11 protein-coding genes and 1 pseudogene are annotated in these 12,760 nt (G+C 28.6%); 2 read left to right on the top strand and 10 right to left on the bottom strand.

What is annotated here, in order from left to right:
• Positions 1–40: 40 nt before the first annotated feature.
• Positions 41–427, top strand: coding sequence for a hypothetical protein (locus tag B3603_RS19980; protein ID WP_291568234.1), 387 nt, complete (start codon positions 41–43; stop codon positions 425–427).
• A 161-nt stretch (positions 428–588) separates the two neighbouring features.
• On the opposite strand, the gene B3603_RS19975 is transcribed toward B3603_RS19980, so the two are convergent.
• The 4 genes and pseudogenes from B3603_RS19975 to B3603_RS19960 form a co-directional block, all read right to left on the bottom strand.
• Entirely contained in the window at positions 589–2,229 is a 1,641-nt protein-coding gene (locus tag B3603_RS19975; protein WP_291568232.1) for an ATP-binding cassette domain-containing protein, read from the bottom strand.
• Between the two features lie 722 nt (positions 2,230–2,951).
• On the bottom strand, positions 2,952–3,218 hold the full coding sequence (locus B3603_RS19970; RefSeq protein ID WP_291568230.1) for a CD3324 family protein: 267 nt from the start codon (positions 3,216–3,218) through the stop codon (positions 2,952–2,954).
• A 399-nt stretch (positions 3,219–3,617) separates the two neighbouring features.
• Positions 3,618–5,074, bottom strand: a pseudogene (locus tag B3603_RS19965) (protein adenylyltransferase SelO).
• A gap of 270 nt (positions 5,075–5,344) precedes the next feature.
• Positions 5,345–6,277 (bottom strand): helix-turn-helix transcriptional regulator, encoded by a 933-nt coding sequence (locus tag B3603_RS19960; RefSeq protein ID WP_291568228.1) that lies wholly within the window; start codon positions 6,275–6,277, stop codon positions 5,345–5,347.
• Between the two features lie 133 nt (positions 6,278–6,410).
• Here B3603_RS19960 and B3603_RS19955 point away from each other — a divergent pair, with 133 nt between their 5' ends.
• Positions 6,411–6,833, top strand: coding sequence for a pyridoxamine 5'-phosphate oxidase family protein (locus B3603_RS19955; RefSeq protein WP_291568225.1), 423 nt, complete (start codon positions 6,411–6,413; stop codon positions 6,831–6,833).
• Between the two features lie 289 nt (positions 6,834–7,122).
• Here B3603_RS19955 and B3603_RS19950 read toward each other — a convergent pair whose 3' ends face one another.
• The 6 genes from B3603_RS19950 to B3603_RS19925 all read right to left on the bottom strand — a co-directional run bounded on the left by B3603_RS19950 (position 7,123) and on the right by B3603_RS19925 (position 12,629).
• Positions 7,123–7,857: a class I SAM-dependent methyltransferase gene (locus B3603_RS19950; RefSeq protein WP_291568223.1), complete on the bottom strand. Its 735-nt coding sequence runs from the start codon at positions 7,855–7,857 to the stop codon at positions 7,123–7,125.
• Between the two features lie 357 nt (positions 7,858–8,214).
• Positions 8,215–8,493 (bottom strand): CD3324 family protein, encoded by a 279-nt coding sequence (locus B3603_RS19945; protein ID WP_291568221.1) that lies wholly within the window; start codon positions 8,491–8,493, stop codon positions 8,215–8,217.
• 333 nt (positions 8,494–8,826) lie between these two features.
• Complete coding sequence (locus B3603_RS19940; protein WP_291568219.1) at positions 8,827–9,873, bottom strand: ArsR/SmtB family transcription factor; 1,047 nt, start codon at positions 9,871–9,873, stop codon at positions 8,827–8,829.
• 110 nt (positions 9,874–9,983) lie between these two features.
• Positions 9,984–10,739 carry a prolyl oligopeptidase family serine peptidase gene (locus B3603_RS19935; RefSeq protein WP_291568217.1) on the bottom strand — a complete coding sequence of 252 codons (756 nt, stop codon included), beginning with the start codon at positions 10,737–10,739 and terminating at the stop codon, positions 9,984–9,986.
• A gap of 312 nt (positions 10,740–11,051) precedes the next feature.
• The gene (locus B3603_RS19930; RefSeq protein WP_291568215.1) at positions 11,052–12,071 is read right to left on the bottom strand and encodes a DUF4179 domain-containing protein; all 1,020 of its coding nucleotides are present in this window, start codon (positions 12,069–12,071) and stop codon (positions 11,052–11,054) included.
• Between the two features lie 18 nt (positions 12,072–12,089).
• Positions 12,090–12,629 carry a sigma-70 family RNA polymerase sigma factor gene (locus B3603_RS19925; RefSeq protein WP_291568213.1) on the bottom strand — a complete coding sequence of 180 codons (540 nt, stop codon included), beginning with the start codon at positions 12,627–12,629 and terminating at the stop codon, positions 12,090–12,092.
• Positions 12,630–12,760: the final 131 nt, after the last annotated feature.

Here is a 12,760-nt window from a genome sequence, read left to right as displayed (position 1 = left end):
ATTGTATGCTACGAATTTAACGAAAGGAGGTAGAATCCATATGAAAAAATTTTTAACAACTAAAACTTTAGGTGTTATTGGTGCAATTTCATGGACTGGAACAATTATTTTAAGAGAGACAACACTAAATAGTATTCAAGTATTGAATTTTATATTAGGTATTGCTCCAAATATTGCGGCAGCATGGCTTTTTACTTTTTCAATAGAAATTATTTATTCTGCACTATTAAAAAGAAAGTTTAAAATTAAAGACGCTCTTGCAATATCGATGACTATTTGGTTATTGAGTTTAGGTTCAGAAATTATCCACGATTTATTTTTAAATAGCCCATTTGATATAAATGATATAATAGCAACAGCCTTTGCTTTAATAATTTTCTTGATAATTTTTTATTTAAATAATAAAGATTTAAATAGTGAAGTATAAAACAATAAAGAGTATTATTCGTAATAGATGAATTAAATCCTAAGAAGGACAAGTCTGAACTTGTCCTTTGATTTATACTTAATTATCAACAATGCTTTAAAACTGAGCCAAAACTCAAGATTATTTCAAAACTCTACTAATTCTATATTAATTTCGTTTTATTAAGAAATTGCTTGTAATCTTCTAAACTCAGATGTTTTTAAGATATCACTATATGCTCCGCTTTGCACCACTCTACCAGACTTCATAAGAATGACTTCATCGAATTGTTCAAGCTGTTGTTGAGACAATCTATGGGTTACCATGATTATAGTTTTGTCTTTCATATCCATCAAAGTATTTTGTAGAGTTTCTGCTGTGTTCACATCCATTGCTGAAAAAGGCTCGTCCATAATATATATTGGAGTATCTGCACTAAGCATACGGACAATATTTACTATTTGCTTTTCTCCTCCGCTTAATTGTTGACAATTGTCCTTATATTTTATATTTTCTAGTATATTTAAATTTAAATTATGCACAATTTCATTAATTTTGGTGTTATTATATGTGGAAAATACCGAAGTATTGTTTATAAAATTATCTGCAAATATATGCTCATCTTGATTTACACAACATACTATACTTGAAGTATCTAATGAATTTAAATTCTCACCATCAATATAAATACTTCCACTATTTAATTCTTTATACTTCATAAGAGCATTTACTATGGTTGATTTACCAGATCCACTATGTCCAACTAATGCATATTTTTTACCCTTTTCAAATCGGTAAGAAAAATCCCTGATTGAAAAATCTTCATAATCAATATTAACATTTTTGAATTCTATATGTGAATTAAACTTTTCCTTATTTACTGTATTAGAAAGCTCATTTTCATTAATATATGTAAACACCTTAGATTTTACATGTTTTAAAGAACTTATAGTATTTATATCTGTTAAAATTTCATCTATAGGCTTAATAAAACACTGAATATATCCAAAGGTAGCAATTCCTGTGCCTATAGTAATTTCATTTTTTAAAAATAGAATTCCTACTGCAATAAAACTAAATACCCCAATAATATCTACAGCAAATCCATTTATTCTAAGTGTAACAACTTTAAATTTTCCATATTCATATCTCTTATCTGCTGTTTCTTTAATAATTTTATCATGCTCTTTGCATATATTATCTCGTGTCCTACTGTCAATTAATTTGAAACCCTCAAAGAAATCTTTTATACAGGATACATACCGTCCAACCTGAGTTAAATAAGTATTACGGCGTTTAGCTAATGTCGTTGCAGTTATTTTAGGTACAAATACCGATACAAGAGATGATAAAAATATAACCAACGCAATTCTAAAATCTACAAATACAAACATAATCACACTATAGATGATAAGCATATTTATAGATTGAATAATTGAAATTAACGGTTGAAGATAATCCTGTTCTAGAGCCGTAATATCATTACCTTGTATAGATATATACTCACCAATATCTCTTTCAGAAAATCTCTTATAACTATATCTAGATATTGATTGTAAAAAATCTTTTTTTAATTCCGTTTCAAACATTATAGATCTTTTCCAAGTAAATCTTTCTGATATATACAAAAATATTAAACCAAAAATCATAAAAGTAAAATACAAAAGTGAAAGCTTTAAAACCCATCCAATCCCCTTATCCAAAGCATTATCAAACAATAGCTTCTGCATATATGGAATTATAGCAATTGTTACTGTATATAAAGCATCAAAAATAATTCCTATCAAAATATACCATTTAATTTTATTAATATATTTCTTCATTACAGCCCCTCCCCCTATTGAATTCACAATTCACAATGCAAAATTCACAATTGTGGATATTTCTCAGTAATAACTGAGAAATTTACAATTTACTAACTGTAGCGGAGAACAGTGTTCTCCATAAACCCCAAACCATATTCATATAATTTTAGTTGTAGCATTTGATGATGTTATATATTCAAAGAATAGCTGGCGAACACTGTTCGCCCCTACAAAGAAACTAGCAATTGTATTGCTAATAAAAGATCAGTTAAAGAAATTAACTTCCACCCCTGGGGTATGCAACAGATTAAAAAAGTTTTACGGAAATTAAAATACATGAATAAGCCTAATATATAAACTAAACTCTAAAATACCCCTGGGGTGCAGTATAGTATGGCACAATAACTACATCATTAAAGAATATTTTAGTTATATTGCTTATCTCCATTAATATTAGTTAAAGTTTTTGGTGTTGTTCCGATCTATGCTGCACCTCAGGGGAACCCTAACGGGCTTCACTACTGTTCCCCAGAGGTGAAAATTAGCAATTATATTGCTAGTAAAAGATTAATTAAAAAATTAATTTCCTCCTCAATTGTCCATTGACTAAAATTATACTACCAGTACTCTCTTTATTCACTTTCGCAAATGGTTCTATATAGAATTTGGTTTTTTATTTATCTTCCACATAAATAAAACCAGCAGAACTATAAAGCTCTGCTGGTTTTATTCTTAGCTATTTAATTTTCACTTTTTATTATTCTTCTTATGCTGCTTTCAGAAAGATAATATTCCTCACATAGTTCCTCTATACTGAGTCCATATGTGAATTTCTTATATATCTCAACATTTCTATTCTTTAAAATACTTTTTATTCCGCTCTTCTCTCCCCAAGATTTCTCGTTACCTTTTTTTCTAGGGATATATAAATATTCACCATCTATATAATTTTGAATAATTTCTATTACATACTCTGGTAAAATACTTTCTGCTTTAACATATTTCACTTCTATGCACTCCTTTTAATCCACAATATAGCTATGAATTAAGTGCAAAGACTACTATACGTTAAGCCTATTTTATCTACTATATCTAAATTACTCTAAGCAAAGTTGTAGACTTAACATTAAAATAGCCTCTGCTTAGAGCATCTTATACTATTTAATGTAAACTTTAAGTTGTCCATTTTATTCACCTCACTATTTTTATTTATATAATTAGAAAGTATATATTAAACCATTCTATAATACCGTTGATTTTCCTTCTCTTAAAATCATGTTGCAAGTAAAAAATCGTAAACTTTCCCATATACAATATAATTAGTGTATTTTAAACTTAAGTTTTTATTATACTTCTATATAAAAGTAGCTAGTAAAACTTAAAATATTTTACTAGCTACTTTTGTATTAAGTTCCACAATATGTTCTGTATGGACAACTTGATGTTTCAGGTAATGTAGAATAATAATCCTGTTCTTTAGAGTGAGTATAAGGTTTTGAAAGTGCATCTAAAAGTCGTTCCATCACACTATAATCTCCTTGCTCTACTGCAGCTTTTAGTGCTTCTTCTACCCTGTGATTACGTGGAATTACTGCTGGATTACTACTTTTCATAAGCTCCTTTGAGGAAGCTTTTGATTCCTCTTGTCTTGTTAATCGCTCCTGCCATAACTTATACCAGTCATCAAATTCCACTTTTCCAAACAGTACTGTATCGTCCATGTTATCAAAAGTTAATGCACGGAAAGTATTAGTATAGTCTGCAGCGTACTTCTGCATTATACCTAGAAGTCCTTCAATTAGAGACTCATCCTCAGGCTCTTCGTTGAATATGCCAAGTNNAAATTACCCTTATACAACGTAGTAAAATCTGAAATTGCACTCTGCGCTAACTTGAGAGCTTCCTCCTGATTAGTATGCAGCAATGGTAACAATGTTTCAGCGAACCTTGCAAGATTCCATGCCCCAATATTAGGTTGATTACCATAAGCATACCTACCATGGATATCAATAGAACTAAATACAGTTGCAGGGTCATAGGCATCCATAAAAGCACAAGGACCATAATCAATTGTTTCTCCACTAATTGCCATGTTATCAGTGTTCATTACTCCATGAATAAACCCAACCAGTTGCCATTTTGCAATAAGCTCCGCTTGATTTTTAATTACTTCCTGAAGCAAAAAAAGATAACGATTTTCTTTGTCATCTGTTTCTTTAAAATGCCTTTGTAAAGTATAATCAGCTAGGGCTCTAAGTTCTTCAACTGTACCCCATTTTGAAGCATATTGAAATGTACCAACACGTATATGGCTAGCAGCTACCCTAGTTAGTATTGCACCAGGTAATTCAGTTTCCCTTATTATTGACTCACCTGTTGTAACTACAGCTAGACTGCGGGTGGTAGCAATACCCAGTGCATTCATTGCCTCACTTATAATGTATTCTCTTAGCATTGGACCTAGTGCTGCTTTACCATCGCCTCTTCGTGAATATGGAGTTTCACCTGAACCCTTAAGTTGAATATCAAATCGCTCACCTAGTGAAGTGATATGTTCTCCTATCAGCAAAGCTCTTCCATCACCTAACATAGTAAAATGCCCGAATTGATGTCCTGCATATGCTTGTGCAAGAGGTGTAGCACCTTCCGGAATCTTGTTTCCTGCAAGTACATCTACTCCATCAGCACTTTCTAGTCCCTTAGCATTTAATCCTAAAGAAGTTATTAACGAATAATTCAATGCAACTAATTTTGGTGAAGGTACCTGACTTGGACTCTGTCTAGTAAAAAATATTTCCGGAAGGTGAGCATAACTACTATCCAAGTTCAAACCTGTTTCTATTATTACTTCTCTTTCTTTCATTGTATCTCCTTATCTTCTTTTATTTTTTACATGAAACAAAAATCATAGCTTCTATAATTTTTAAGATATAAACTTCTATAATACCTTAACTCTTTTTAGTTTATACTTATAAGAATTTATTATTCTCGCTATATTTCTCTTTAGCTCATAACTCTTTAAGGTTAAAATTAATTTTTTACTAGCAATGTATTGCTCATTCTTTATTAATAAATGTTTACGTCAATTCAAAAATAAATAATTTCAAATTTCTATTATGTTCTTTTATAAATATTATTTATTATAAATGTTTGATAACTTTTTAATACGGCGGATAAGCTCTCTCCGCACATTCTCAGGACCTAAGCATTCACATTTATCTCCAAATCCTAGCAAAATATTGTATCCTAAGTCATCTTCTACAAATGGAAAATCAACTATAAATCGATCATTCCCATAAGGTTTAATATTTTCTTCCCCACAGCGTTCAACCATTTGCTCTCTAAGAGACCACTCAACTAAAAGTTTAATTGTGATAAGTCTTTTATCTATCCAACCTGTTCCATCCAACGGTTTTCCGTGAAATTCTCGTAGTGCAAATGTAGAATCTGAAACTTGAAGATTTGAAATTCGAGATAGTTTAAAAACACGAAAATCATTCCTCAAAGTGCAGTAACCTTGTAAATACCACTTTCCTTCTTTTAATATCAATTTATAAGGTTCAATGCAGCGATTATTTTTTTCTCTATTCCCACTATAATATTCAAATAATAGATACTTACTGTCATTTAGGGCTTTTTTTATTTTTTCAAGGTTGGGTTGAAAATTTTTATTTCCCATCCATGTGGTGAGATCTATGGCTATTTGATTTGCTTTTAATTCAATATGCTTAAATTGTTCTTTTGGAAGTAAGCTTTTTACTTTTTCTAGTGTACCTATAATTTCTTTATGAGATAGTGTTGTTGAAATGCTTTCAAGTCCCATTAAAAGTGTTGAAATATCTGAAGTAGTAAAAAATTTTTTATCTACTTTATATTCAGGTATTATGCTAATGCCACCATTAACACCACTGTGAGTAATAATTGGTATACCTGCTAAAGATATTGCTTCTATATCCCTATATATAGTTCTAGGCGTAACCTCAAACATTTCAGCAAGTTTTATTGCACTGATTCTTTCACAATTCAGTAATACCATAACTATGGACATTAATCTATCTATTTTCAATTATATCGCTCCTTAAAATTATATATGCACTAATTTTAAAACCTTGACATAATGGTGTCAAGGTTTGCGTGTTATATTAAAACTATAAAAGATATTCTATAAAATAATAAACTTAATACGAGGAGGAATATAAATGGATTTTTTACGAGAATTTAATAGGATTATGATAGAGCAAGGTGAGATAGCTTTAGCAACTTGTGTAGACAATATCCCAAATGTTAGGATTGTAAATTTCTATTATGATACTAAAAAGAAAGGGATAGTGTATTTTTCAACCTTTAAAGATAATCAAAAGGTAGAGGAATTTTCAAAAAACAATACAGTAGCATTTACTACTGTTCCATCTAAGGGGAATGAACACGTTCGAGTTACTGAGGCAATGATTCAAAAAAGTAATTTAACAATATATGATTTAAGAGATGGATTTGGTAAAAAAATTCCTGATTATGAAACGACAATAGAACAAGCTGGCAGTCAGTTAGATCTTTATGAAATTCATTTTAGAGAAGCTGCAGTGATATTAGATTTCGCTCATTCCGGAAATATAACTCTATAATCTCAAGATAATTAAGTGAACTTTTTTTTAAATTAACTTTTTACAAGAATTATAAGTATCTAACTAATTTAAGTTGCATTTTATATACTTTTCAGGTAGATAAGATTCTCTGTATATAAAAACTGCCCGACTAACTTTTACAGGTAGTCGGGCAATTGCTTTACTAATAAATCAATTTATTATAGATAATTTCCTCTGTCATTTATAAAAATATAATATAGATTATTATATTCATTTTTTATATCAGATTTTTATTTGAAATAAGTTTCTACTCTAAATTAATAATATTTTATTTTTTCCTAGCAGATATTATAAGAAATATTGGTCTTCGTAATTCATGTTTCATTTCTGTGTTTGTTTTCAACAACTTTGGATCTGGCTTTGGTTCAATAATCTCTACTATTTCAAAGCCTGATTGAATAAGGCTATTTACATAAGTGGTAATAGTTCTATGATATTTAAAAACACTCTCACCTAAAAAGCTAGTTTCGCGTATTCCTTCATAAAAGTAGTTATCAACTGGCCAGTGTAATATATTACCCTGGTCATCATTATACCAATTTTGTTTTTCATTAGATGTAAAGATAGGATGTTCAACTGAAAAAACAAAATTACCACCACTTGTAAGACAAGTATTAACTTTATTAAAAATGTCTTTAATTGATTCTATATAATGAAATGCTAATGAGCTAATGACTACATCAAATGTATCTTCTGGATAATTAATATCTTCAATTGGCATTTTAATATATTCTATTGATGTATATTTTGTATTCTTTTTAGCCTCACTTAGCATTCTTTCTGAAATATCAATACCTATTACAGACTTTGCACCTTGTTCAATTGCATATCTACAATGCCAACCAAAACCACAACCTAAATCTAAAATACGTTTATTCTCTAAGCTGGGTAACATCTTTTTAAATACATGCCATTCTCCTGCTGCTTTCAATCCACCAACTGAACGTGGCATTTGTTTGTATTGATTAAAAAAATCTATATTATCATACTTATTCTCTTTCATCATTTCTCCTCCCAATTCTTTATTTATATCATATAGTTTTCTAATAACTCTATTAAATTCTCTATGAATAACTATCTTATAAAAATAATACTACAACACAAGTTAATAAAGTTAGTACATAAATAACTCTGTCTCATTTATAATCTTGTATAAGGCATCTGAAAATAAATAATAAGTCAAAGATGGGAAGTATATTTTGAGTTAGACAAGGAAACAGGTTCCACAGATAGTAGAACTATCTAAGGGTTCTGTTGACGCAGTATAACACAAAATAGACGAGCATTCTGACTTATTTATTTTTTGAAGATGCCTAAATAAAAGAGATATTTGCTTTTATACAAATATCTCTTTTATTGTTTATCTTTTTAATAATCTATATTCTCTTATTATTCTTCTTATACTACTTTCAGAAAGATAGTAGCTATTAGCCAGCTCTTTAACTGAGACTCCTAAAAGAAATTTATCATATATTTCTATATTTCTTTTAACTAACTCATTTTTAAAACCACTATCTTCCCCCCAAGATTTTTTATTATCATCTTTTCTCGGTACATATAAATATATTCCATCAACATACTGTTGAAGTTGCTCTATAATATCATTTGGTAATACATTTTGTGCATTTTCATATTTCATATTTTTGCTCCTATTCACTATTATTAATGTAAATACTGATGCAAAAACTGCACAAAACTATTTTGATAAACTGTCAATTTCTAAAATAGCTCCTAACAAAATATGTTCTGTATTCTACAGCTTTTGCTCGGAGCTTGATGCAATTACTAAATGATCTGTACTATACATATATTGTCCCCCCCTAATAAAAAAACATTTTACTAGTATACTTTAACATAAATATAATATAATTTTATACTTATCTATAAACTTTGTACTAAAGATTTTATATTAAATACTGTAGGATTAATAGATCAATAAAAAACTTACTGATTAGTAGTTTTCCTTAAAATATTATAAACAAAATTCATCCTCTAAAAACTTAATAGTTTCTGATATCCTCTTCTTGTTCAGCTTGTAGAATACCTTATTATCTTGCTTAGATATTTCAACTAAATTTAAAAAGAGTAAATTGTTCATGTGATAAGAAACACTGGCATTTGAAATATTAAATTTTTCAGCTATCTCTTGTCCATATCTCTTATCATCTAATATATACTTCATAATGCCAAACCTTGTTTTATCACAAAGATTTTTAAGAATTTTAAGATATGTTTCCATATAATCATTTTGATTAATAATTTCCTTATGATAAGGTCCTACTACTAGATAGCAATTTTCTGTATTGCTTCTTAATGTAAAGTAGATTAAATAACTGTCAAAGTAAGAACTAGCTATATATATTTTTTTAAAGTCTTTTAAACTGATAAAATTATTTGTATATTCCTTGATAAATTCAATTCCTGTAGAATTAATTCCTTTTGTTATATAGTTATTAATTTCATCAATAAACTTACTTTGCTTCTTATATAACTTATTAAATGTAGGAATATAATCTTTGATTAACATGATAAATTCCTGTTTATATTTCTCAATATTATCTATAAAGCAGTAAATATCCCATTTTGACGACTTACTAATATCAAGTTCTTTGATAAAATTTAAAGTATTCTCTTTATTGTTTGCAATCTTTTCTATACAATCATCATCATTTTTAAGTTTGTCATCTATCAACGTCTTTACTAACATTGTGTTTAATAAATGTTCGCTTATATTTTCAATAAAACTAATATATTCTTCAATAGATTTGCTTTCCCATACCTTTTCAAAAATCATAAAAGCTCTAAAGATTTTTGATTCATTATCAAAAAAGAAGTTCATTTTTTCTTTCTTATCATTATGTATTTCATTTATATAGTAATATTCCTCTTTGAGTTCTTTTTTTAATGTTATTCCAAAGATGCTTATATGCTTTTCAAGTATGTTTATATTCCACCCAAGATAAAGACTAGTAAATAGGCTATAAATCTCCCCTGCCTTTGGGCTAAAAATTATCTCCATCTTTTTTTCCTCCATTAGTGTTGAGTTACTATACGTATTTGGCTATTTCCTTGGAAATCTCTCACTATCAAAGTTATAAATTTTTAAGTTTATATTAATTAAAGATATTTTTAAAACCACATTACTGCCTGCTCCATCATACCTGTAGTTATCTTATGATCTACCTTATCTTCTTCTATAAACTGAAACTTCTCTAAACTTTCAGCATATAATGGCAGCATTTTATTAAAAAATATCCTTTGACTTTCAATTGGTACTGAAGTATCCTCTGTACCATGTAATATTAAGATAGCTCTTTCTTTCAATTTATCTCCATTGTTCATAGGATCATAGTATTCTATTAGCTTCTTATTATCTTCACTAACTTGAGGCAAACACTTCTTTTTAATGGATTCCTGCCATGCAAAGCTTCCATTAAATCCAACAAGACATTTTACATTAGGATTATCAATAAAAATTCCACCAGCAGTAATTGCCCCCATAGAACTACCAGTAATTCCAATCCTTTCAGGATCAGCTTCATGATCCTTTATAATTGACTCTATAAATTTTTTAGATTCCATAACACTTTGAAGTATTATTTTCCACAAATATCTTTCAAGATTTTCTGGATCATCATGGTCAATTGGATTTCTATCTCCATGATGTAGTGCATCTGGTACAATTACTTGATATCCATTAGTAGCAATTATTAATGCTTTAAATCTTATGAAATCCTTACTGGAATGCCATCCATGATAAAAAATCACTGTTGGCATTAATCCTTCATACCCCTTTGGTTTAAATTTTAAACACGGAATCCCATTAATTTCTTCCTTTGTAGTGGTAATAAAACTATTTTCATACTCAAAAATTGACCAAGGCATTTTCATAATCCCCCTTATTATCTATCATCGAATTTAAAATCTTTAGATGTATTTTAAAAATCACTTTAAAATTACATCTAAATTGATTGTAATTTACTCATACTCTATTGTCAATATTTTCAAATTAAAAATTCGTAAAAACTAATTCATTATAAGGATATTAATATTTTTCTTAAAGTTAATTTTTCATTAATTAAACACCTCTATTATAATAAAAAGTTTATTTTATATTTGACATACTTGCAAATTTAATAAATTAAAGTCCATAAAAAATTGGGTACTAATCAGCACCCAATCAATCTAAAATTAATTTTACTTATTTATTTCAATAGTAAATTCCTCTCCTACCTGTTTGAAATCGTTACTCATTTTTCCACTCTCTTTAGGGAAAGCTACTGCATAAGGCGTAAGTGTTAATGTCTTTGCATCATCTGAAATTTTAAATCCCTTCATTATTCCTTTCCCAGAAGATTCTGTTGTAAGATTAAACCTAACTTCATTTCCTAAATCATCTTTTCCTCTTAATTCAATATTATATGAGTCTCCTTTACCCTCTACTGAATAATAAATTTTTTGTCCTACTGCATTACTAGTGTATTTTTCTAATATTACTTTATTGCCATTTTCTAATTTAAAATCATAATCTATATTCCTTTCTGTTGTCTCTATAGCTAACTGATCTCCATTAGTTTTAAATTCAAATAACCAAGGTCCTTTTCTTTTCTCTACTCCATCAATATATGCATTTTCATATTCTATCTTTACATTTAAATCCCCGCTTGGAATCTCTTCATTCAATTTATAGGACATTACATCCTCCATGGTATAATCATCTATTTGTTTAGATGAACCACCTGCTCCACCAAATATATTCTTACCATTTATATAAACAGTTTCTGCTGTTCTTATAAGGCCAGGTTCTCCTAATTTAGTGTCTAACTTTAAAGTTGTGGAAACAATTAATTCATCCTTATTTAGGATAACTTCATTTAATTGGATTGTTACTCCATCTTTAGTTATAGTCTTACCAACTATAGTTTTATAATCTGATAAATCTTTATTAGTCCCTAAGTAATTGCCTATATCAAAGGCCATTAATCTTATCTTTGCTACTGCCTCATTTCCAATATTAGTTCCAAACAATGTAACCGCTAGTACCCCTGCTGCTACTGCTACTGCAACCCCTTTGTTTCTTTTATTCTTATTCTTATGAATGGTTTTCATAAATTTCTTTTTTATTCTTCTCTTTTCAATATCATTAAAGTCTTCTTTTTCTAATTCCTCTAAATTTATTGAGTTATTATTTAACATATCATATATATTCTTTGCCATAATACTATCCTCTACTTTCTACAATTTTGAATAATTTTTTATTTTTATTTTTCCTCTAGACAGTCTGTTATAGATTACGTCTTTTTTAAGTCCTGTTTCCTTACTTACCTCATTCATATCTTTTTCTTCCACATATAATTTAATGAAAAGTTGTCTATCTTCTTCCTTTAAACAATTTAATAATTCTTCTAAATCCTCATTTAATTCTTTTGAGGTAAGCTCCTTATGAGCAGAATCTTCTACACTGATATTTAAATCTTCTATATTGTCATATTCCAAATTTTTTAAATATCTTCTCTTATAGTCGATAGCTTTATACTTTGCAACTCCAGCTAACCAGTTCTTAAATTCACTTCTACTTTCATCAAAACTATCTATGTTATTCCAAATGGCTAAAAGTATATCATTTATACATTCTTCTTGATGATCAACTAAGTTATACAAATGTTTTCTTACTGTAGCCTTAATAATCCACCCATAGTTGTCTAGAACATATTCTATGGCTTCTTCATTTTTCATTTTTAGCTGATTTATAAAATTTTTATCAGAAATTCTCATTTTTTACTCCTTCTATTAAACAAGCTTGTTTTTACCTTACACTATATACTTCGCTTCAATTAAGATCAATTCTATCAAAATAGTAAATTTAAAATAAAAAAATATTACTGGATAGCTGCTATCCAGTAATA

The organism is Clostridium sp. UBA2485, from assembly GCF_002341865.1.
In the GTDB taxonomy this organism is placed as follows: Bacteria; Bacillota; Clostridia; order Clostridiales; family Clostridiaceae; genus Clostridium_J.
Note: the sequence above shows the minus strand (reverse complement) of the source record. Positions and strands in the feature narration are given on the sequence as shown.